The organism is Exiguobacterium sibiricum 7-3, from assembly GCF_000620865.1.
GTDB classification, from domain to species: domain Bacteria; phylum Bacillota; class Bacilli; order Exiguobacteriales; family Exiguobacteriaceae; genus Exiguobacterium_A; species Exiguobacterium_A sibiricum_A.
Genome location: NZ_KK211190.1, coordinates 1,002,155 through 1,025,061 on the forward strand (window position 1 = coordinate 1,002,155; position 22,907 = coordinate 1,025,061).

General features: G+C 43.5%; 22 protein-coding genes and 1 other annotated feature. Of the genes, 16 read left to right on the top strand and 6 right to left on the bottom strand.

The features are described from left to right. Nucleotide 1: 1 nt before the first annotated feature. Together fabF and P402_RS0105970 are read left to right on the top strand one after the other, a co-directional pair. Nucleotides 2-1,240, top strand: a complete 1,239-nt coding sequence (gene fabF / locus P402_RS0105965) for a beta-ketoacyl-ACP synthase II (protein WP_026827855.1) — start codon at nt 2-4, stop codon at nt 1,238-1,240. A gap of 305 nt (nt 1,241-1,545) precedes the next feature. Then, complete coding sequence (locus P402_RS0105970; protein ID WP_026827856.1) at nt 1,546-3,192, top strand: peptide ABC transporter substrate-binding protein; 1,647 nt, start codon at nt 1,546-1,548, stop codon at nt 3,190-3,192. Between the two features lie 105 nt (nt 3,193-3,297). On the opposite strand, the gene trpS is transcribed toward P402_RS0105970, so the two are convergent. After that, complete coding sequence (gene trpS / locus P402_RS0105975) at nt 3,298-4,299, bottom strand: tryptophan--tRNA ligase (protein ID WP_026827857.1); 1,002 nt, start codon at nt 4,297-4,299, stop codon at nt 3,298-3,300. Between the two features lie 53 nt (nt 4,300-4,352). Then, nucleotides 4,353-4,557: a binding site (T-box leader), on the bottom strand. A 56-nt stretch (nt 4,558-4,613) separates the two neighbouring features. Beyond that, a complete protein-coding gene (locus P402_RS0105980; RefSeq protein WP_026827858.1) occupies nt 4,614-4,994 on the bottom strand; it encodes a DUF3899 domain-containing protein in 381 nt (126 codons plus the stop codon). A 270-nt stretch (nt 4,995-5,264) separates the two neighbouring features. On the opposite strand from P402_RS0105980, the gene P402_RS0105985 reads away from it, so the two are divergent. The 5 genes from P402_RS0105985 to P402_RS0106005 all read left to right on the top strand — a co-directional run bounded on the left by P402_RS0105985 (nt 5,265) and on the right by P402_RS0106005 (nt 11,230). After that, complete coding sequence (locus P402_RS0105985; RefSeq protein WP_026827859.1) at nt 5,265-6,881, top strand: peptide ABC transporter substrate-binding protein; 1,617 nt, start codon at nt 5,265-5,267, stop codon at nt 6,879-6,881. Between the two features lie 337 nt (nt 6,882-7,218). Then, nucleotides 7,219-8,145, top strand: coding sequence for an oligopeptide ABC transporter permease (opp3b, locus tag P402_RS0105990; protein WP_026827860.1), 927 nt, complete (start codon nt 7,219-7,221; stop codon nt 8,143-8,145). Then, nucleotides 8,145-9,176: an oligopeptide ABC transporter permease gene (gene opp3C / locus P402_RS0105995; protein WP_026827861.1), complete on the top strand. Its 1,032-nt coding sequence runs from the start codon at nt 8,145-8,147 to the stop codon at nt 9,174-9,176. Before opp3b ends, opp3C begins: the two co-directional genes overlap by 1 nt. Before the next feature lie 27 nt (nt 9,177-9,203). Next, nucleotides 9,204-10,277 carry an ABC transporter ATP-binding protein gene (locus P402_RS0106000; RefSeq protein ID WP_026827862.1) on the top strand — a complete coding sequence of 358 codons (1,074 nt, stop codon included), beginning with the start codon at nt 9,204-9,206 and terminating at the stop codon, nt 10,275-10,277. Beyond that, a complete protein-coding gene (locus P402_RS0106005) occupies nt 10,277-11,230 on the top strand; it encodes an ABC transporter ATP-binding protein (RefSeq protein WP_026827863.1) in 954 nt (317 codons plus the stop codon). Before P402_RS0106000 ends, P402_RS0106005 begins: the two co-directional genes overlap by 1 nt. 49 nt (nt 11,231-11,279) lie before the next feature. Here the strand turns inward: P402_RS0106005 and P402_RS0106010 are convergent, their stop codons facing one another. Continuing rightward, nucleotides 11,280-11,813 (bottom strand): HD domain-containing protein, encoded by a 534-nt coding sequence (locus P402_RS0106010; RefSeq protein WP_026827864.1) that lies wholly within the window; start codon nt 11,811-11,813, stop codon nt 11,280-11,282. Between the two features lie 223 nt (nt 11,814-12,036). On the opposite strand from P402_RS0106010, the gene P402_RS17045 reads away from it, so the two are divergent. The 3 genes from P402_RS17045 to mecA all read left to right on the top strand — a co-directional run bounded on the left by P402_RS17045 (nt 12,037) and on the right by mecA (nt 13,543). Then, nucleotides 12,037-12,174, top strand: a complete 138-nt coding sequence (locus P402_RS17045) for a hypothetical protein (RefSeq protein ID WP_012370921.1) — start codon at nt 12,037-12,039, stop codon at nt 12,172-12,174. A gap of 174 nt (nt 12,175-12,348) precedes the next feature. After that, the gene (gene spxA, locus P402_RS0106020; protein ID WP_012370920.1) at nt 12,349-12,747 is read left to right on the top strand and encodes a transcriptional regulator SpxA; all 399 of its coding nucleotides are present in this window, start codon (nt 12,349-12,351) and stop codon (nt 12,745-12,747) included. A 169-nt stretch (nt 12,748-12,916) separates the two neighbouring features. Continuing rightward, nucleotides 12,917-13,543: an adaptor protein MecA gene (gene mecA, locus P402_RS0106025; protein ID WP_026827865.1), complete on the top strand. Its 627-nt coding sequence runs from the start codon at nt 12,917-12,919 to the stop codon at nt 13,541-13,543. 75 nt (nt 13,544-13,618) lie between these two features. Here mecA and P402_RS0106030 read toward each other — a convergent pair whose 3' ends face one another. Then, the gene (locus tag P402_RS0106030; protein ID WP_026827866.1) at nt 13,619-14,341 is read right to left on the bottom strand and encodes an SDR family NAD(P)-dependent oxidoreductase; all 723 of its coding nucleotides are present in this window, start codon (nt 14,339-14,341) and stop codon (nt 13,619-13,621) included. A gap of 61 nt (nt 14,342-14,402) precedes the next feature. Between P402_RS0106030 and cls the strand changes: the two genes are divergently transcribed. Genes cls through pepF form a run of 3 tightly spaced genes read left to right on the top strand, consistent with a single transcriptional unit; the run spans nt 14,403 to nt 18,805 of the window. Next, nucleotides 14,403-15,914, top strand: a complete 1,512-nt coding sequence (cls, locus tag P402_RS0106035; RefSeq protein ID WP_026827867.1) for a cardiolipin synthase — start codon at nt 14,403-14,405, stop codon at nt 15,912-15,914. A 15-nt stretch (nt 15,915-15,929) separates the two neighbouring features. Beyond that, entirely contained in the window at nt 15,930-16,997 is a 1,068-nt protein-coding gene (locus tag P402_RS0106040; RefSeq protein WP_026827868.1) for a competence protein CoiA family protein, read from the top strand. Nucleotides 16,998-17,002: 5 nt separating this feature from the next. Next, nucleotides 17,003-18,805, top strand: coding sequence for an oligoendopeptidase F (gene pepF / locus P402_RS0106045; RefSeq protein ID WP_026827869.1), 1,803 nt, complete (start codon nt 17,003-17,005; stop codon nt 18,803-18,805). Between the two features lie 169 nt (nt 18,806-18,974). On the opposite strand, the gene P402_RS0106050 is transcribed toward pepF, so the two are convergent. Then, the gene (locus tag P402_RS0106050) at nt 18,975-19,766 is read right to left on the bottom strand and encodes a DsbA family protein (protein ID WP_026827870.1); all 792 of its coding nucleotides are present in this window, start codon (nt 19,764-19,766) and stop codon (nt 18,975-18,977) included. 91 nt (nt 19,767-19,857) lie between these two features. Further along, the gene (locus tag P402_RS0106055; RefSeq protein WP_026827871.1) at nt 19,858-20,433 is read right to left on the bottom strand and encodes a CYTH domain-containing protein; all 576 of its coding nucleotides are present in this window, start codon (nt 20,431-20,433) and stop codon (nt 19,858-19,860) included. A 105-nt stretch (nt 20,434-20,538) separates the two neighbouring features. On the opposite strand from P402_RS0106055, the gene P402_RS0106060 reads away from it, so the two are divergent. The 3 genes from P402_RS0106060 to P402_RS0106070 are packed head-to-tail and all read left to right on the top strand — an operon-like array spanning nt 20,539 to nt 22,902. Next, nucleotides 20,539-21,189, top strand: coding sequence for a GTP pyrophosphokinase (locus P402_RS0106060; RefSeq protein WP_034769792.1), 651 nt, complete (start codon nt 20,539-20,541; stop codon nt 21,187-21,189). A gap of 10 nt (nt 21,190-21,199) precedes the next feature. Next, a complete protein-coding gene (locus P402_RS0106065; RefSeq protein WP_026827873.1) occupies nt 21,200-22,003 on the top strand; it encodes an NAD kinase in 804 nt (267 codons plus the stop codon). Between the two features lie 17 nt (nt 22,004-22,020). Further along, the gene (locus P402_RS0106070) at nt 22,021-22,902 is read left to right on the top strand and encodes an RluA family pseudouridine synthase (protein ID WP_026827874.1); all 882 of its coding nucleotides are present in this window, start codon (nt 22,021-22,023) and stop codon (nt 22,900-22,902) included. Nucleotides 22,903-22,907 lie beyond the last annotated feature (5 nt).

The following is a 22,907-nucleotide window of genomic DNA, read 5'->3' on the forward strand; positions in this document are numbered from 1 at the left end:
GATGATGAGAAAACGTGTAGTAGTAACAGGTATGGGCGCATTGACACCAATCGGCAATGATGTCGACACATTCTGGAACGCTTTAAAAGCCGGAGAAAATGGTATTCGTCCGATGGAACGTCTGGACATCGATGAATATCCAACGAAAGTAACGGGAGAATTACAGAATTTTGATATCACGGAATTCATTGAAGCAAAAGAAGCGCGAAAAATGGACCGTTTTGTCCATTATTCTCTTGTTGCCAGTATGGAAGCAGTCAAAAATGCTGACCTGGATGTCAAAGCCAACGCTGAACGAATCGGTGTCTGGATCGGATCAGGAATCGGCGGCGTCGAGACGATTGAAAAACAGGCAAAAATTTATTTTGAACGCGGACATCGCCGTGTCAGCCCATTCTTCATTCCGATGATGATTCCGAACATGGCCAGTGGTCAAGTATCGATTTATACAGGGGCAAAAGGACCGAATAACTGTTCCGTCACCGCATGTGCTTCCGGTACAAACGCGATTGGGGAAGCATTACGCGTCATCGAACGCGGTGATGCGGATGTCATGATTGCCGGTGGAGCAGAAGCACCAATTACGAACCTTTCATTTGCTGGTTTTTGTGCCAATAAAGCGATGTCAACGAACCATGATCCGAACACGGCAAGTCGTCCATTTGATGAAGGACGTGACGGATTCGTCATGGGAGAGGGTGCCGGAATTCTGGTACTGGAAGAGTATGAACATGCGATTGCCCGCGGTGCAAAAATTTATGCAGAAGTCAGTGGATACGGATTAACGGCTGATGCGTACCATATCACAGCACCAGATCCAGACGGCGACGGCGGAGCGCGCGCAATGGCGATGGCGATTCAAGATGCAGGTATCGAACCGGCTGCCGTTCAATACATCAATGCACACGGAACAAGTACACCGATGAATGATGTGTTAGAGACGAAAGCAATCCATACTGTCTTTGGCGATCATGCTGAAAAATTAGCAATCAACTCGACAAAGTCGATGATCGGTCATTTGCTGGGCGGTGCCGGTGGCGTCGAAGCCATCGCGACAATTAAATCGTTGCAGGAACAAACCGTTCACCCGACGATTCATTTGGAGAACCCAAGTGAAGGGTGTGATCTTGATTACGTTCGTGAAGGAAGCCGGTCATGGGAAGTTGAGTATGCTCTCAGCAACTCGCTTGGTTTCGGTGGTCATAATGCGTCACTCGTCTTTAAACGTTATCACGCATAAGAGCACATGTGAATAGAAGAAGAAAAAGCGATTTAACGGTTCGGATGACCGTTAAATCGCTTTTTTTAAATAAAGAAATTTAGCTGTATTTTATAACAAGTCTCACAAAAAACTAAAAATTCCACTTATTTTCAAATTGTTTTGAAAAAATATTTAGAAAAATCGGATAAAAGGTTTGCAAAATTATCAGAACATTGTAAACTATTTGTAACGAGAGGTTTTGTTCGAATAAAAGTAACGACTTTTTTTTTCGCTCAAAAACCTTAGATTACTAGCTTTGGAAATTTTAGGGGGGTCATCGTATCATGAAAAAGAAAAGTTTTGCACTGGCTACATCTGTAGCCCTCGTTTCAAGCGCATTCCTTGCAGCTTGTTCGACGACTGATTCAAATGACACATCATCGGGCGACAAAAGTTCAGACAAAAAATCAAGTGAGCAAACGCTAAACTTGATCGAAAGTGCTGATATTCCGACGCTTAACCCAACAACTTCTACGGATGCCGTGTCGTTCAACGTCTTGAACAACACGATGGAAGGTCTCTATCGTTTAGACGACAAGCAACAGCCGACACCGGGTATTGCTGAAAGTCACACAGTTTCTGACGATAAGTTGACGTACACATTCAAGCTACGTGATGCAAAATGGTCGGACGGTACACCAATCACAGCAAAAGACTTTGAATATGCGTGGAAAGAAGTTCTGAACCCTGAAAATGCTTCGCAGTACGCGTATGTCTTCTACAACATCGAAGGTGCTGAAGAATACAATACGAAAAAAGGCGAGCGTGATGCGGTTGGCGTCAAAGCAGTTGATGACAAGACATTCGAAGTTAAATTAAAAGCACCAGCGGATTACTTCCTTGGTTTAACTGGATTCGGTCCATTCATGCCGAAATCAGAAGAACTTTCGAAAAAAATCGGCAAGGACTTCGGTTCGACAGCAGATAAATCACTTTACAATGGACCATTCAAATTAACAGAATGGACACGTGAACAAGGCTGGAAAATGGTTAAAAACGATAACTACTGGGATAAAGATAACGTCAAGTTGAAAACGATCAACGTTAAGGTCGTTAAAGAAACTTCAACAGCAGTTAACCTTTACGAAAAAGGTGATATCGACCGTGCTGGTCTCTCATCAGAATTCGTTGCTCAGTATCAAGATAATAAAGAGTTCAAAACAAAGGGTGAATCTACAATCTTCTACCTTTACTTGAACACGAAAGTCAAAGCATTAAACAACGAAAAAATCCGTCGTGCCATCGACATGGGTTACAATAAAAAAGGAATCACGGACGTCATCTTGGCGAACGGATCACTTCCTGCAAACTATCTCGTACCAAAAGATTTCGCGAAGGATGAGAGCGGAAAAGACTTCCGTGAAAAGTACCCGACATTCAACGAGTACAATGCAGACGAAGCGAAAAAACTATGGGAAGAGGGCTTAAAAGAAATCGGTCAAAAATCGGTTGAACTTGAGCTGCTTAACTACGATAGTGATGACGCGAAGAAAATCGGTGAGTTCTTGAAAGGTGAGCTTGAGAAGAACCTTCCAGGTATGAAAGTCACAATCAAGCAACAACCGTTCAAAAACAAACTTGATCTCGAAAACAAAGGCGACTTTGAGTTCTCATTCGCCGGCTGGGGTCCTGACTACCAAGATCCAATGACGTTCCTCGATCTCTTCTTGACTGACGGACCATATAACCGTGGTAAGTGGTCGGATAAAGAGTACGATAAACTCATCAACGATGCGAAAACACAAACGGATGCTACAAAACGTTGGTCTGAACTACAAGAAGCTGAGAAAATCCTTCTTGATTCAGCAGCAATCTCGCCTGTTTATCAGCGCGGACGTGCATTCATGGTTAAACCATACGTTAAAGGTATTGTCGAACATAACTTCGGCGCAGACTTCTCGTACAAATGGGCTTCAATCGAAGGTAAATAAGTATGATAAGCGTTCCCTTAACCGGGAGCGCTTTTTTTGTTGCGCAAAAAAACCTTTCTTCTTAAAAAAAGAAGAAAGGGAAGAATCGTCAAAAGACGGCTGAAATTATTTTTTTACTTTTGCCCGTTTGCGCTGAAGACCCATCGCTTTTTCGACTTTCGTTAGTTTGCGTGAAGCAACCAGTTCTGCCTTGTCACGACCGTTGTCGAGAATCAGATCAAGTTCTTCTGAATCAATTAAGTCGTAATAGCGTTGTTGAATCGGTTCGAGTTCCGCAACGATGACTTCCGCGACATCTGCTTTAAACACGCCGTAGTTCAATCCATCATACTTGGCTTCCAAGTCTTTGATTGAAATACCGGCCAGCAACGAATAAATTTCGAGTAAGTTTGAAACACCCGGTTTGTTTTCCCGGTCAAATCGAACGATGCCTTCCGAATCGGTGACGGCAGACTTAATTTTTTTCCGGATGACGTCCGGTGCATCAAGCATTGAGATGTACCCTTTTGGATTCGTGTCTGTTTTTGACATTTTTTTATCGGGAGAAGTCAAACTCATGATGCGGGCACCTGTTTCTGCGATGACCGGTTCAGGCATTTTAAATGTTTCATAATAGCGGCTGTTAAAGCGTTGCGCCAAATCACGTGTCAACTCGATATGCTGTTTTTGATCGTCGCCGACGGGAACGAGCTCTGCGTCATATAAGAGAATATCCGCTGCCATCAAGGTCGGATACACAAATAATCCAGCACCAATCCGGTCTTTGCCTTGCGATTTGTCTTTATATTGTGTCATACGCTCCAGTTCACCCATACCGGACAGGCATGTCAGCATCCAACCGAGCTGAGCGTGCGCTTTAACTTCCGACTGGACGAAAATCGTTGATTTTTCAGGATTGAGTCCGCTTGCGATATAGAGTGCAGCAAGCGCCCGTGTGTTGTTCATGAGTTCGACCCGGTCAATTTCGACCGTAATGGAATGCAGGTCGACGATACAGTAATATGCATCGTGTTCGTCCTGTAGATTAACAAAGTGCTTCATCGCACCAATGTAGTTACCAAGCGTTACCGTACCCGTTGGTTTAATACCTGAAAAAATCGTTTTCATGAGAACCCCTCCAAAAAATGAAATAAAAAAAGATGACACATCCCTTGAATCATTCAAGGGACGAGTCATCGCGTTGCCACCCAAGTTGCTAGAAAACTAGCCGCTCATTTGCTGTAACGGGCAGACCCGTCTGATTCTACATGATTTCGAATCAGCCACTCCGAAGTCCATTCCATCTGCGCCAACTGTCCATTTCCACCATCCATGGACTCTCTGTAAGTGGTTATCAGATGTACTACTCTCCATCACTGTGTTCTCGTATAACATTATCTCCACTTTATCACATGTTTCTTCTAATCGTCATCAAAATTCCGTCAAATGAACGATAAGAGTAAAGAGACGCCGATACAGATAAAACCACTCGAAAGATAAGGAGCTGTCCGGTTGGAAGCCCGCTTTTGTCTTGCTTCTAAAAGTTCGCTTTCCTCATCCTCATCTTCATAATAATCCCCGTCGACTTCCCGCAATTTCGCTTCACGTTGCTTTTTGAAGCCTGCGGTGATGCCTTTAAAAAATCCGTTGGCAGACATATTGGAGAAAAAACCGATAGCGAGTAACAGGAAACCGGCAATGAACAAGCCACCTGATAAGTGATAAATCAATGAATGGGTAGAATCTGTGGCGACGGCCCAAATCGTATAAATCGTTGTTAAAATCAAGGCAATTAGAAGCGGGCGAAATAGTTTAACAGACATGATGAACCTCCTACGACAAGATGTTGATTTCATTATACGCAAAGTTAAAGGGAGTTACGACTCTGTACTATTCAGGGCATATAAAATAGCAAATAGTGTGACTATTCACTTGACGTTATTGTTATTCTCACATAAAATCAATTTATCACTTCGTTTAAGTTTTTGAAACTAGGTCAATGCGTTTTGGGGAACGTTGAGGCAGTTTCGACGAGATGTCTAAAAATCGTTTGTAGGAAGCGGTTTTGAAAAAGAAAAGGAGATGACTCACCGATGAATAAAAAAACAGTCGGTCTTGCGTTATCAGTTATGCTTGCAGGAAGCGTTGTGCTTGCAGGTTGTTCAACAACAGGTGACGGAGATAAAGATGCAGGTTCTTCTAAAGGCAAAAAAGTTTTACGTTTAACGGATACGTCTGATATTACGACGGTCGATCCGGCACAAGCGACAGATGCAGTTGCCTTCAACATGATCGGCAACACGATGGAAGGTCTCTACCGTTTAGACAAAGACGGGAAAGCGATTCCGGCACTTGCTGAAAAAACAGATATTTCAAGTGATAACCTCACATATACATTCACGCTACGCGACTCTAAATGGTCCGACGGTACACCGGTCAAAGCACAGGATTTTGAATTTGCATGGAAACGTGCCGTTGATCCAAAAACAGCTTCTGGTTATGCGTACATCTTCGATACAGTCAAAAATGGCGCTGATGTCTCGCAAGGGAAAAAACCGGTTGACGAGCTAGGTGTCAAAGCAATTGACGATAAGACACTTGAAGTAACACTCGAACGTCCGGCACCATACTTCCTTTCGCTTACATCATTCGGAACGTATACGCCAATCAGCGAAGATTTCTATAACAAAAACAAAAAAGACTTCTCGCTCAAACCGGATAAGCTTTTGTACAACGGTCCTTTCGTTTGGACATCTTGGAAAACGGATTCAAAACGTGTTCTGACGAAAAACGAAAACTACTGGGATAAAGATGCCGTCAAATTGGACGAGGTCTCAATCAGTGTCGTTAAAGATAATTCAACGGTCGTAAATCTGTATGATACAGATGAAATCGATTATGCCGGCCTCACTTCAGAGCAGGTTGCAACATATGAATCAAAACCTGAATTCAAGACAGCACTTCGTTCATCGATCGCTTACTTGAAATTCAACAACGAAGACGAAACAATGAAAAACGTCGACGCACGTAAAGCGATCGCACGGGCAATCGATCCAAAAGGAATTACGGATACGTTACTTGCGAACGGTTCGATTCCGACTACAAGCTTCATTCCAAAAGAGTTCATCAAAGATGACGCAGGTAAAGATTACACAAGCGACATCAATTGGTTCGACCGGGATGCAAAAGAAGCAGCTGATCTTTGGAAAAAAGCAAACGGTGATAAGAAAGCAACGATTGAACTCTTGTCATTCGACAGCGAAGACGCGAAGAAAATCAGTGAATACATGAAGGGACAGATCGAGAAAAACCTTCCGAATGTCACTGTTGCAATCAAACAACAACCGTTCAAGAATAAACTTGATCTAGAAGCAAAAGGCGATTACCAAATGTCGTATGCGCTTTGGGGTCCAGACTATCAAGATCCAATGTCGAACTTATCGATCTTTGAATCAACAAACAGTCAAAATGACGTGAATTACAAATCATCTGCCTACGATAAATTGTTGAATGCTGCCAACGAAGAATCAGATGTCACAAAACGTCTTGATCTCTTTAAACAAGCAGAGTCACAATTGATCGAAAAAGACCAAGCAATCGCACCGATTTATCAAGCGGGTGCCGCATTCTTGAGTCGTCCGACGGTCAAAGACTTTAACCGTCAAGTCTTTGGTGCTGACTTCCAGTACAAATATGTTGATGTGAAGTAATTGAAAAACGGAGCGTCCTTGAGAACGTTTTCAAGGAACGCTCCTGTTTTATACGATTTTTTCTGAATGGAAACTCATTTTGTTAGCAGAAATGTGAACTTTTCGTAAAAAATAGGTTCTAATTACTTTGTTAGCAAAGTATAATGGAATCAAACGAAAAATTCTGAAATATTGGTTAACTGTGAAAAAACAGCGGCCAGGGGGCGTCAATCAGTCCGAAATAAAAAAGAATTTTAATTTTTACGACAAAATTCTTGAATGTTCCGACAATTTTGGGTCATACTGATTTTATTGATGTTTCGAAAAAAACAGAAAATCTTTATAGGGGGTGCCATCTATGGGCCGTTATTTAGCTCAACGCCTTGTTTACGGCGTACTGACGTTTTTACTCATCGCTTCGTTCACTTTCTTCCTAATGGATCTGTTACCAGGTTCACCGTTCCAAAACCAGGAGAAACTTTCTCCTGAACAGTTGGATATCCTGCGGGATAAATACAACTTGAATGATCCGCTTCCACAACGCTATGCAGCGTACATGGTCAACTTAGTACAAGGGGACCTCGGCGTATCATTTAAATATGACAGCCGTCCAGTAACAGATTTGATTATGGAACGAATTGGACCATCCGCTCAATTAGGTATTCAAGCCCTTGTTCTAGGTGTATTACTTGGTCTTGTTCTAGGTGTTGTCGCGGCTCTTCGCCACAATACTGCAGTTGACTATGGTGCGATGTTCATTTCGGTACTCGGGATTTCCGTGCCATCATTCGTATTTGCGTCACTTCTTCAATATTATATCGGAGTGAAATGGGGCGTATTGCCAGTAGCCTTCTGGGAAAGTCCAGCACATACGATTCTTCCGACCGTTTCCTTATCGCTCGGCGTAACGGCCTCGATTGCCCGTTTCGTTCGAACGGAAATGCTTGAAGTCACCGGGCAGGATTACGTGACACTCGCTAAGGCAAAAGGCCTAGATGGTCAATCAATCACTTGGAAACACATGGTGCGTAATGCCTTGATTCCAGCAATCACGATTCTTGGACCGATGACGGCAGCCTTGATTACCGGAACATTCGTTATCGAGAAAATCTTTGCAGTACCGGGTCTTGGTGAATTGTTCGTTTCATCCATCACACAAAATGACTACACGGTCATCATGGGGACAACACTGTTCTTCTCAGCAGTCTTCATCTTGATGATCTTGATCGTCGATATTCTGTACGGTGTCGTTGATCCACGGATTCGTTTGGGGGGTAGCAAATAATGGCAGAACAAAATTCAAATGCAAAAGCAGAACAGTTCGACTCATCGCTGTTCCAACCAGTAGAATTTAATGAACAAGCAGGCGAACGAATTGCCGGGAAAAGCTTAAACTTCTGGCAAGATGCGTGGACACGCCTTCGTAAAAACAAAGCGGCTATCCTGTCGCTCGTCATCATCGTCATCATTGCACTGTTATCACTATTCGGACCAATGTTGTCTGGTAGAGATGCTTATACCCAAACAATTACCCAAGCTAAACTACCACCAAAAATCACAGGTCTTGAGTGGGCTGGTTTTGATGGAATGGCAACACTTGGTGAAAAGCCGATCGATTTTTATGAAACGAAACAAGTAAAAGATACATTCTGGTTTGGTACGGACCATCTCGGTCGTGACTTATGGTCACGCGTCTGGGAAGGAACACGGATTTCACTCTTCATCGGTTTTGTCGCAGCGCTTATTGATGTTTTAGTTGGTGTCACGTATGGCGGTATTTCCGCTTACTACGGTGGACGCGTCGATAATATCATGCAACGGATTGCGGAAATCTTGACAGGGATTCCGAACTTGATTTTAATCATCTTGTTCATCTTGATTCTTGAACCGGGAATCACAACCATCATCCTCGCGATGACAATCACCGGCTGGATTGGTATGAGTCGACTTGTACGTGGACAGATCCTGAAACTTAAGAACCAGGAATTCGTTCTCGCAGCACGTACACTTGGTGCTTCTAGCGCACGTTTAGTATTCAAGCATTTGATTCCAAATACACTCGGTACAATCATCATTTCATTGATGTTCACGATTCCAGGTGCGATCTTCTTCGAGGCTTTCTTAAGCTTCATCGGTCTTGGTCTTGCTCCACCACAACCATCACTGGGTACACTGATCAATGAAGGGTACAAAGAATTAAAAACATTCCCTTACTTGCTCGTCATCCCGTCTACAATCCTCGTACTTGTCATGATCAGCTTTAACATGCTAGCCGATGGATTACGTGATGCGTTCGACCCACGTCTGCGTCGCTAACGGAAATAAGAGAGGAGTTCATCCACAATGGAAACTATTTTATCAGTACGCGACCTGACTGTCGCTTTCCATACGTATGCTGGGACGGTTCAAGCCGTCCGCGGTGTATCGTTTGATTTAAAGAAAGGCGAAACACTTGCCATCGTTGGTGAATCTGGTTCAGGTAAGTCGGTTACATCAAAAGCCATCATGCGTTTGATTCCGAATCCTCCCGGTGAGATCACAAAAGGTGAAATCATGTTTGACGGGCGTGACTTGGTCAAACTCTCAGATAAAGAAATGCAAAAAGTCCGTGGTCGTGATATCGCGATGATCTTCCAGGATCCGATGACATCATTAAATCCGACGATGACCATCTTCAAACAGATTGCAGAAGGTTTGAAACGTCACCAAGGATTGACAGGCGACGCAGCGAAAAAACGGACGTTAGAATTACTGACACTTGTTGGAATTCCGAACCCGGAAGCGCGTCTGAAGCAGTATCCGCACCAACTTTCAGGTGGGATGCGTCAACGGATTGTTATCGCGATTGCACTGGCTTGTAATCCTAAAGTCTTGATCGCCGATGAGCCGACGACAGCACTTGATGTTACGATTCAAGCGCAGATTCTTGAGTTGTTAAAAGACATTCAACAAAAAACAGGTACAGCCATCATCTTCATCACGCACGATCTTGGTGTCGTAGCGAACATGGCAGACCGTGTAGCGGTTATGTATGCTGGGAAGTTGATTGAAAAAGGAACGGTTGATGAAATTTTCTATGAGCCACGTCATCCTTACACATGGGGACTGCTTGGATCAATGCCACGACCGTCTGATGATCGCTCGCAAGACTTACCGGCGATTCCTGGTACGCCACCGAACTTATTACATCCACCAGTTGGTGATGCATTCGCACCACGTAATCAGTACGCAATGAAAATTGATTTCGAGAAAGAACCTCCGTTCTTCCCGATCACAGATACTCATGAAGCGGCAACTTGGTTATTACATCCACAAGCACCATATGTAGAACCACCAGTAGCCATCCGCGATCTTGCGCTGAAATATCGTCCAGATAGCACATTCGCGAAATCGCTTCTGAAAGGCGGTCTAAAGTAATGGAGAATCGTAGTAAATTACTTGAAGTAAAAAACTTGAAACAGCACTTTAATATTGGTCGTGGCCGTGTCGTTAAAGCGGTTGACGGTTTGTCATTCGATATCTACGAAGGGGAAGTTCTTGGTCTCGTTGGAGAGTCAGGTTGTGGAAAATCGACAACGGGGCGTTCCATCATCGGTTTATACGATGCGACGGACGGAGAAGTCCTTTTCAAAGGTGAAAATGTTCATGCTAAAAAATCGCGTAAAGAGAAATTGAAATTCAACCGTTCGATGCAAATGATTTTCCAAGATCCATATGCATCATTAAATCCACGGATGACAGTCGGAGATATCATCGCGGAAGGAATTGATATTCATGGTCTTGCCAAGTCGAAAGACGAGCGAAACGACCGTGTGTATGATCTTCTTGAAACGGTCGGTTTGACGAAAGAACACGCAAGCCGTTATCCGCATGAATTCTCAGGTGGACAACGTCAACGGATCGGGATTGCCCGTGCGTTAGCCGTTGAACCAGACTTCATCATTGCCGATGAGCCAATCTCTGCACTAGATGTATCGATTCAAGCACAGGTTGTCAACTTGATGAAGAAGTTGCAACGTGATCGCAGTCTGACATATCTGTTCATTGCCCACGATCTATCAATGGTCAAATATATCTCAGATCGTATCGGAGTCATGTATCAAGGTCACCTCGTAGAATTATGTGACGCGGATCGTCTTTATGAAAATCCGGTCCATGCTTATACGAAATCCTTGTTATCAGCGATTCCACTTCCGGACCCGGAGCATGAGCGGACACGTAAGCGGATCATTTATGATCGGCCGACAGGCGGAGCGGTTGGGAAATCGAATGAAGATTCGAGTATCCCGCCATTACGCGAAATCGAGCCGGGTCATTACGTCTCAATGACAGATGCAGAACTCGAAGCATATCAAGCACAACTTGTCTAATCAAACCAAACTAAAAGGCATTCCTGAATCAATTCGGGAATGCCTTTTTTTAATTTTCGGAAGCAATACGAGGAAGGTTGTTGAAGCGGTGGACAACCGAATCAAGAGCATGCAGACGCTTGATGGCTTCTTCGAATGGAATCTTCTCATAATGATGAAGACCACCCGGTTGTTCTTCGAGCGTATCTGCATCGTGCACCAATTGTTGCAACGGAGTACGGTTGATCGTACCAGGCGGTAAATAAGAATCTGTATGCAGAAGAACCGCTAAGGCGATTTCTTTTGCACGCTCTGGCTCTTCGCCAAGACGAATCAACAGTTTATGTGCCCGTTCTGCCCCTTTAATCGCATGGATATCATTCTGACGGTAGAGATCATAATTCCAGGTGCCGTCCGTATACCATTCGTAATGACCTATATCATGAAGCAAGGCAGCTTTCGTCGCCGTATCTGCATCAAGGCCACGTTGCGTGGCGAGTGTCAAAGCCTGTTCCGCTACAGAAATGGCATGATTCAAGCCGGATCGTTCTAGATATTTTTGAGCAATCGGATGCTCAATGATTGTAACGAGAGTAACTGCCATAAGAAAATAACTCCTTTCACGAGTAAGTATTTCTATACACTTTACGTGAAGTTGAAGACAATTGCAACTATTTCCTGAAGTCGAATCGACAATCTCACATAATTAATTGTCTGAAGTAGGAATAGAAATCTGGTAAACGTGGTATACTAAGTAATATAGAAGATGATAATTTAGCTTTCGTTGGTTAACTGTTCTTTTTTCGGACCGAGTGAGGTGTCGGAGTATGAAAGAACGTGATAAGAAGAAAAAGTTGAAAAAACGCCTTTTGCGGGACATTTTCGAAAAAAAATTAAAAGAGATTAAACTCCCGAAAGCAAAAGAGACGATTTCTCAACCCTTTGATCACACACCAGCTTGCTGAAGCCACCTGGTGGCTCTGGCAAGTTTTTTTACGAAAAGTTCTTTCATCTCAAAACATATTGGGTTTTATTTCAGTTGAAATCAATGTAAACTATCAAGTAATAGAATCATCAGCTGCTGTGTAATACATTTACGCAGGAGAAATGATGTGAAATCAGGGGGAGGATGTTTTTCAATGGTAACACTCTATACTTCACCAAGCTGTACTTCTTGTCGTAAAGCGCGCGCATGGCTTGAAGAACATGAAATCCCATTTGTGGAACGCAATATTTTCTCAGAACCATTATCGCTTGATGAAATTAAACAGATCCTTCGTATGACAGAAGACGGAACGGATGAAATCATTTCGACCCGTTCAAAAGTCTTTTCAAAATTAGATGTATCGGTTGAAAATCTATCATTACAACACTTGTATGATTTAATTCAAGAATATCCAGGATTGTTGCGCCGTCCGATTTTGATTGATGAAAAGCGTCTACAAGTTGGATACAATGAAGATGAAATCCGCCGATTTTTACCACGTAAAGTTCGTACTTTCCAATTATTAGAAGCACAGCGCCTTGTCAACGAATAATATACACCGAGCACGCTGCTTTCTGAGCAGTGTGCTTTTTGTTACCGCCTAAAAAGGTTAAAATAGAGATAACAAAGGAATATACCTTATATGTTTAATGATTCTTTTGAATCTATGTGAAGTGCTCGTTCGTATACTAGATAAGAGCGAGAGGAAAGGAGTGGACATATTGAAAATCGAACGCGTCAATGACAACACCGTCAAGTTCTTCATTACGTACACGGACATCGAACGCCGCGGCTTCGCCCGAGACGAGATTTGGTACAACCGTGAGCGTGGAGAACAGCTATTCTGGCAGATGATGGATGAAGCGAATGAAAAAGAGTCCATCTCCTTCGAAGGTCCACTATGGATACAAGTACAGGCATTTGAAAAAGGTTTAGAAGTCACCGTTACAATCGCTAAAACAACGATTGACGGAGAGCAAGTTGACGAAGATGAGTTGGATTCGTTACTTCGTTCCGCGATGTCTGATGCGGAAGAAAAAGAAACGGAACTCAGTCAAGATGTCTTATTTGAAACAATAGATTTCGAGCATATCATTGCCCTTAGCCAATATGCAGAAGCACCGATCTTCGAAGAAGTAAAGACCGCGCTTTATCAAAAAGATGGACTCTACCTGTTGCATCTTCATTTCAAAGATGAGACTGAAGTGGAAGAGCAGGAAAATGTGATGAGCCTGATTGCAGAGTACTTGAACTTTAGTGAACAGACGATTCATCCTGTAGCTGAGTACGGAAAAATAATCGTGCCTGACAACGTCTTTACGTTTATCCGGAAACAGTTTCCGAATTAACTGATGTATCGAACGATATAACCGAAAAGGACTGCTCCAATTTGTTTGGAAGCAGTCCTTTGTTGTGTAGAAGAATCAAGTGAGGGTGTACCCGCCATCGACGACCAATGTTTGTCCGTTGATGTAGCTCGCTTTATCGGATAATAAAAAGCAGACGACTTCTGCAATTTCAGACGGTTGAGCTGCTTCACCACGTAAATGATGTTTCATCGCTAAATCAAACTTATCTTTTCCGCCATATAAAGAATGACTCAACTTCGTATCGACAGGACCGGGACAAATAGCATTAAAACGATATTTTCCGTGAAACCGAGCGGCATATGTTTTCGTAAGCGTAAGAAGAGCACTTTTGGAAGATGCATACGGCAAGAGCATGGCAGGGAATTTGATATGACCGACGATCGCACTATTATTGACGATGGAAGCACCCCGGCTCAGCCGTTTGACAGCATGTTGAATGATCTGTTCCGGTGCATGATAATTGACTTGAAAGACTTCGGCTTGTTGTTCAGTCACACGCTCTGGTGCAACCGGCTTTCCAAAGGTTCCGGCATTGTTAAAGATGCCATCAAGTGTTGGGAATCGTTCTTTTGTGTCTTCGAAAAACCGATCAATATCTGAAGGCGCAGACAAGTCGACCGCAAAGAAGTGGATTCGTCCTTCACCGCGACTTTCCAAGTCTTTACCACGCTCCTCATTTCGTCCAAGCGCGAGGACGGTATGTCCTTCTTTTGCTAATTGTAAGGCGGTAGCTTCACCAATTCCACTTGTTGCACCAGTCACTAGATACGTTTTCATTTTGAATCGTCCCTTCTACATAAAAGTGTGTCATTCATAACAAATTACAGGAGGGGATACCATGTTGCGGCGTGTCCAATTACTTATGACGCTACTATTGACAGTCAGTCTGATCGGGTTTCTTTCTTATTACTGGAGTGTGTACATGGTAGGATGGCTCTCCCTCGTCATCATTCTCGTCGTACTGAGTGTATTCGTCATCATCTTGCTTGAGAACCGGAACCCTGAGCGAACGCTTGTCTGGGCGCTCGTCATGATGGCACTCCCGGTCGTCGGTGTTTTCGTGTATTTCACCTTTGGTCAAAATTATAGACGAAAAAGAATGTTTCGTCTGAAAGCAATGCTCGATGAAGAGTCTTACATTAAATATCGTACCCAGTTTGATCATGGGATACACAATCGGGTGTTCCAACATGAACGTTACACGAAAGTTGTTAAACTTATCGATTCTATCAGCCGCTTGCCGATTTCGTATAATAGCCATACGAAAGTATTGACGAATGGACAGCAGAAATTTCCTTTGTTGTTAGCTGAGATCCGTCAAGCAGAACACCATATTCATTTGGAGTACTATATCGTCCGGGATGACGGACTTGCGCTTGAATTGCAGGAAGCTTTGATTGAGCGTGCAGAAGCCGGGGTAGAGGTTCGTTTTTTGTATGATGCCGTCGGCTGTTTCTCAACGGACAAAGCCTACTTCAAAAAAATGGAGGCGGTCGGAATCGAAGTGCGTCCATTTTTCCCTGTCGTTCTGCCTTTCATCTCGAGTAAATCCAATTACCGCAATCATCGGAAAATCGTTGTCATTGACGGTACAGTTGCTTTCACGGGTGGAATCAATATTGGAGACGAGTATATGGGAAAAGATAAGATGTTTGGATTTTGGCGAGATACCCATCTGCTGGTCAGAGGAGAAGCAGTTTCGGAGTTGCAACTGATTTTCCTTCAGGACTGGTACTATATGACGGGAGAAAGGTTGTTTACACCGTATTACATGAAACCGCTTGAAGTCATGGAGGAGGCGACAGGGGGCGTCCAAATCATTGCGAGCGGACCGGATGAACCCCATGAAACAATGAAGTCTTTATACTTTGGTTTAATCACGGAAGCCCGCAGTTCGGTTTATATCGCTTCTCCTTATTTAATTCCGGACGAAGACTTGATGACAGCTTTGAAGACCGCAGCCATGTCTGGTATTGATGTCCGAATCCTCTTGCCGAGTTTCCCGGACCATAAAGTTGTTTTTTATGCCAGTCGCTCTTATTTTGACGACTTATTATTAGCAGGTGTAAAGATTTACGAATACAACAAAGGATTCATGCACTCAAAAGTCATTGTAGTCGATGATGCGATTGCGACAATCGGGACAGCGAATATGGACTTAAGAAGTTTCCATTTGAACTTTGAAGTAAATGCCTTTTTATACGGTACAAATTCCGTCCATGAATTGACACGTGATTTTTATGAAGATTTTTCAAATTCTTCACAGGTTGAACGCAGTGTATTTATTCAAAGGAGTTTTAGTCAACGTTTGATTGAATCAATTTCGCGGTTATTTTCACCGTTGCTCTAGTGAGGAGGGGGTAAGATGTTTGAGGCGATGGATGAGCAAGGAAATCGAATCAACAGTCAGCTTGAGACCTTACAATCGTTAGCAGGCAAAATACTGTACTGTCCGTATTGCCAAACACGCCTTCGGATCCGACAAGGAAAAAAACGGCTTCATTTTGTTCACATGACGGCATGTACCGGTGAATCGTCAGAACATCAATTTTGGAAAAAGCGACTTGCTACCTATTTTGAAAATCTGCGATTCAAGGTTGAAATTGAGGCTGTACGGGGACGAAGACGATTTGATCTTTTAATATGGCCCGGAGAAATCGGGATTGAGATTCAGCGCTCGAAAATGAGCGCTGAAGAATGGCGACGGAGATGGTCGATCGATCAACAAGGTGGATACCAAGTGCGGTGGATTGGGTTTCATGAGTCGAACGGTCGGTTTCTTAAGCTCGATGGCTGGATGAAGCCGGCATTTATGAAGAATGGTTATATTGATTTAGTCGAGCAGGAACAAATCATCCGCTACATGCATCCACTTCCGTTCGCACAACGTTTTGTAATCTGTCAACGCGTGTCCTTGTCAGTGGAACAATTTCTTTTCCCACGTCCGGTACCGCGACAATTCCTCGAACGACCATGGACGAAACTGATAAAACACTATCGGCTTCGTCCTTTCTTTTCTTCGTTGCCGCATCGTTATGTACGCTTTCCTCTTTATCAGTCCAATCTTTGCGTCTCTACACTTCCATCCTGGTGTTTTTTGCCCTTATCCCCGTTACTGTCCGTACCTGTCCATCCTTTTGAAATTCAAATAGCAGTTTACCTTCGTTTAAAAGGAAATTACTCCGTTCCTGATCTCCTTTCAATCCTCATAGAATGTTTGACACAGTCGAAGATTCCATATGAGCTATCTGATTTATATGTTCTGATTGAAGAATGGATGGCGATGATCAATTTTCTTCACTACCACCTGTCTGAACTTTTTCAAAACCGTCCTGTTGATTTACCGACTCGCTTGGAAGAAGATCAAAAGTTAGCAGGAGCGCTTCGTTTGTTTGTCGAAAGGGAAACAGGTATAAATGAAGTAAAGGAGTGATTCAAATGGCAGAAGTATTAACACGAAAAGACGTTAAGAACGAAGAGACGTGGAATTTAGAATCTATTTATGAAACGAACGAAAAATGGGAAGAAGAATTTGAGTCAGTGAAAGCAATGCTTCCACTACTTGTCGAGTATAAAGGGCGTCTTGCACAGTCGGATGCAACTTTATTTGAAGGACTTCAACTTCGTGACGAAATCTCAAGACGGCTGCATAAGCTCTATACATATGCACATATGCGTTACGATGAGAATACAGCGGATAGTTTTTATCAGGCGATGAATGACCGTGCCCGGACGCTGGCTTCGCAAATTGGTGCGACATTAGCATTCATGACACCTGAGCTGTTAGAAGTTCCAGAAGAGACGATCGCTTCTTACTTGGATCAGAATCCAGATTTAGCGCTTTACCGTCACGCGTTTGACGAGTTGAACCGTGAACGGGAACACGTCTTGTCAGAAGCGGAAGAAGCGATTCTCGCAAAAGCGGGAGAAGTCCTCGGACAATCGGGAACGACGTTTGGCATGCTGAATAATGCGGATATGAAATTCCCTAAAATCAAAGGGGAGGACGGAGAAGAGGCAGAACTGACGCACGGACGTTTTATCACGTTCATGGAGTCAAAAGACCGTTCTGTTCGAGAGGCAGCGTTTAAAGCGATGTACGGGACGTATAGCCAGTATACGAACACATTAGCCTCCACTTTAGCCGGTTCGGTCAAAAAAGATAACTTCTATGCCGAGGTCCGGAAGTTCAAAACTGCCCGCGAATCAGCGTTACACGGAAACACGATTCCGGAACAAGTATATGACGGATTGATTGAAGCGGTTCACGAACACCTTCCGTTGTTACACCGTTATGTTGCTTTACGTAAACGGATTTTAGGCGTCGATGAACTGCATATGTATGATATGTATACACCGCTCGTCAGTGAAGTCGAAATGAAGGTAACATACGAAGAAGCCAAACAATTGATGGTAGATGGATTAGCTCCACTAGGATCTGAATATAAACATATTCTCGAAGAAGGTCTTGCGGAACGCTGGGTTGATGTCCGTGAAACACGTGGTAAGCGGAGTGGTGCCTATTCGTCAGGCGCATACGATACACAGCCGTTCATCTTGATGAACTGGCAGGATAACGTCAACAATCTGTTTACGTTAGCGCACGAGTTTGGTCACTCAGTACACAGCTACTATACACGTCAGAATCAACCATATGCCTATGGTGATTATTCGATCTTCGTTGCTGAGGTAGCGTCGACGACAAACGAAGCACTCCTAAATGATTATTTATTGAAACGTGTGACAGATAAAAACGAGAAACTGTATCTACTGAACAACCAATTGGAAACATTCCGTGGAACGTTATTCCGCCAGACGATGTTTGCAGAGTTCGAACACCAAATTCATGAAGCGGCACGTCTTGGACAAGCTCTGACACCTGAATTCTTAACTAAGACGTATTATGCCCTAAATGAAACGTATTTTGGTGAGGGTATCGTGTTAGATGAAGAAATCGGTTTAGAATGGGCACGAATTCCACACTTTTATTACAACTACTATGTCTATCAGTATGCGACAGGTATTTCTGCAGCAGCAGCACTGACTTCGCAAATCTTAGAAGAAGGGGAGCCGGCGGTCGAGCGATATATCAATAACTTCCTCAAAGCAGGATCAAGTGATTATCCAATCGAAGTCCTCAAGGCGGCCGGCGTCGATATGACGACGAAAGCTCCAGTTGAAGCAGCCCTTCGTCAATTCGAACGGGTACTCGATGAATTTGAAGCACTACTCGGAGAATGACAATTTTGTGAAAACATGAACAAAGAACTTTCGGGGAGAAGGATATTCGTTTATACTAAACATGTGAAGCGAATCACATTCCCCTGATGATTCTCTTTTCCCCCATCCAATTTTAAAAGAACGACAAAGAAGCAGCTTCCGCGATTGACGTGGAAGCTGCTTCTTTGAGTTAAGCATGGGCAGAGTCTTTTAAGTGACGCCATACTTTACCGTCACAATACGTGAGTGAAACGCATTTTTGTTGAAGCATTAACTTTTTCAATTCATGCTCAATCTGTGCTTCCGATGCATCATAGATAAATGCGATTTCAGAAGTGGTTGCTGTGTCATACCGTCTCAAGAACTGTTCGAGGGGAGGCTTTGCCTGCTTCTCGAAAGGTTGTTCTAACAACTCGTTTAGAATCGATACATAAACCAAGTATTCGTAATGGCCTTCCGCCTTGATTGCTTCCTCATCTCCAACAAAAGCAAGCGTTGGCAGAATACGTACGTCCCAATCGGTCACCAGTTCAGTCTCTTTTTCGAGCATCAATTGAATGGTATCTGATTCGATATCACGATGGAATTCTGCTAAATCAAGACCAAATTCCGTTAGTGCTTCTGCTAGGCGCATTAAAGAGGAACGCGAATAAGCGCTTTTTCCTTCGACATTATGCAACATCCGTAAACGACGCATGAATCGCATACCAAACGTTTTACCTTGCAATTCAATGGCTTTTAGAATCAGCAATGGTGACATATCACACGCAGATCGCGAAGGTGCGCAAGGAATGGTTGCAATCGTCCGGAGACGGAATAGATGACCGTATTCTAATTCTAACTTCTTGAGAACGGGAATCAACCGTAAACCATCCGTTTGTGTGACGTCTAGAAAATGATAGATTTCCAGAGGTTTCGTCGGTTGCTGAATTGATGGTTCGTCCAATGAACAATATGAGCCGTTGCATTGTTCGTGTTCCATCCGTTCACCCCTTTTCTTTTATTATCGTTACCCTATTTTAGCAACGAAAAAAAAGAAAGAGCAAAGGTTTTGCTTGTACATTTCTACACGATTAACGTGTAAGCGCTTTACGGTCCATAAAACGGACGATTTTATTTTTTGTTTCGCGAACAGGAATGTCGTTTGTTTGCAACAATTCTTCAAACGAAAGTTTACCGGTCGCATAGTCTGTCACTTCAAATTCAAGTTCATAATCCGTTGTCCCTAAATAAGTGCTTTGATCTAACACCAACAATCCACTTTCCAATTGTTTTTCGAAGCGCTCTGTTTCAAGACGACCTAAATGTTCTAGTGAAGTTGTTAGATGAAATTTTTCCAATTGTTGATTCATTTCAGCTGAGTGAATCAGACCGTATTGAAATAAATCTTCCGCCTCTTGTTCAGACAAAGATACATGTGTTTCAAGTAACCCGTCGTCTTGCGGTTCTTTCAACGTCAAAACCAAACCAGTCTTCTTTTCACGAATACGCAGGGCAGCACCGTGGCTACGCAGTTCAAACGTGGGGGTATCGAAATAGTCATTTGCTTGCCAAACAGAAGACCCGGATGTATTGTACCGTTTCATCAATTTCGTGTATTCAGATTCGTTTAACAGGTTTTTAAATTCAATTTCCATTTCTTGTCTCATTCCCGACCACACCTTTCTAGTTGAATGCTTGAAAATATGATACCATGAATGGTGTAGTGGAACGAATCGAACTAACAATTTAGACTAAAAGTGGTGACAATAACGATGACAAAAGAAAATTGGGACTTATTTCTCGCACCGTATCAAATCGCAGTGGATGAATTAAAAGTAAAATTAAAAGCCATTCGAAAACAATTTCAACAACGTGGGGAACATTCACCGATTGAATTTGTCACAGGACGTGTCAAACCTGTAAAAAGTATCTTACAGAAGGCTGAACGAAAATCGATTGATATCGAGTTATTGGAGCAGGACATGCAGGACATAGCAGGTCTTCGAATCATGTGCCAATTCGTGGATGACATCATCCATGTATTAGAACTGTTACGTTCACGGGGAGACTTTAAGATTGTAGAGGAACGCAACTATATTACACAAAAGAAGGAGAGTGGATATCGTTCGTACCATATCATCATTGCGTATCCTGTCCAAACGATTGAAGGCGAAATTCCGACACTCGTCGAGATTCAAATTCGGACACTCGCAATGAACTTTTGGGCGACGATTGAACACTCTTTGAATTATAAATACCAGGGGAATATTCCGGAAGAGACGCGGGAACGCTTGCGACGTGCGGCTGAAGCAGCGTTTCTGCTGGATGCGGAGATGAGTCAACTGAAAGTCGAGATACAAGATGCTCAAGTCGTTTTACATGAACGAGAGGCGACCGAAGCAAAGAATCGAACAAAAGAGTAGGAGGATGACGATGCGTTTTGCGGTTACGGCGCGGGGCGATGAACGTTCCCATATGCTGAAGGAACAAGTAGAACAGGCGTTGATCGAACGAGGAAGTCATCGAGACGTCGTTACTCCTGAAATCGTGATTTCAATCGGCGGGGACGGTACGATGTTGCAAGCCTTCCATTCTTATTTGGATCAGGTCGAGGAAATCACGCTGGTCGGGATTCACACCGGACACCTGGGCTTTTATGCCGACTGGAGACCGGAAGAAATGGAAGAATTGATTCAACATATCGCGGACGACAACATAGCGACCGTTGAATATCCGCTGCTTGAATTATCAATTGATTATGCAGACGGATCGACGAATAAACTATTGGCATTAAACGAATGTACGATTAAAAGCTTTAATCAGACGCTCGTCTGTGACCTGTCGATCCGCGGAGAGTATTTTGAAACGTTTCGGGGAGATGGTCTGTGTATTTCAACTCCATCCGGCTCAACAGCGTATAACAAAGCCTTGGGTGGGGCAATCGTTCATCCGGCGCTCGAAGCGATTCAGATTACGGAAATGGCTTCAATCAATAATCGCGTGTATCGGACGATTGGTTCCCCAATGTTATTGCCGAAGCACCACGATGTCGAGATTCGACCGGTCAATCCGATTGATTTTCAATTAACATACGATCATTATGCATCGATTGTGCATCAAAATGTTAAATCGATTCGCTGTCGTGTGTCTGATAAAAAAGTCAAATTCGCTCGATTCCGCTCTTTCCCGTTTTGGCAACGAGTCCGAGAATCGTTTTTAGCAGAAGAAAGAAGTTAATTAAAAGAGGTAACGTGATGGCATTTCAAATTGAACAACAAGTAACTTCCATTGAAGAAGGTTGGAGTGTCGGTCATTTTTGTACGACGCGCCTGCATATTTCCCGAAAAATGTTGGTTTCGATCAAACATCATGGGGATATTTTACGGAATGGACAACATGTCAACGTGAACGAGCCCGTTCATACAGGAGACCGGATTCACGTCCGGTTTCCTGACGAACAGCCTGCACACGATATGCATGCGACGTGCGGGGAACTCGATATCCTTTTTGAAGACGAGTGGCTGTTGATTGTCAACAAACCGCCGGGAACGGCTTCCATTCCGTCCCGACTTCATCCGGAGCGGTCATTATCCAATTTTGTCCTCGGTTATTATAAGCAACATCAAATTCCATATGCGATTCATATCGTCAATCGGTTGGACCGGGATACGAGCGGTCTGGTCGTGTTTGCGAAACATGCCCTTGCGCATCATCAGTTGAGCAAGATGCAACAGAATGGCTTGCTCGATCGCCGGTATGTGGCGTTGATTGAAGGATCAATCAAACCTCAGACGATTGATCTTCCAATCGGTCAAACCGATCATTCCTTCATGGAAAGAATGGTCCGGGAGGATGGTCAACAGGCGATCACGCATATCTTAACGAGTGAGCGGATTACTGCTTTTTCGCGTGAATTGTCTCGATTGACGATTAAACTGGAAACGGGCAGGACGCATCAAATCCGGGTCCACCTTGCAGCACTTGGTCATCCGTTAGTCGGAGATACGATGTATAAAGGGACACCATTGATTGCGAGACAAGCATTACACAGTGCGTCTGCTACGTTTCCACATCCGGGGACAGGTGAGGTGATGACGTTCGTCGCACCGTTGCCGGACGACTTAAGTCTTTCGTGAATACA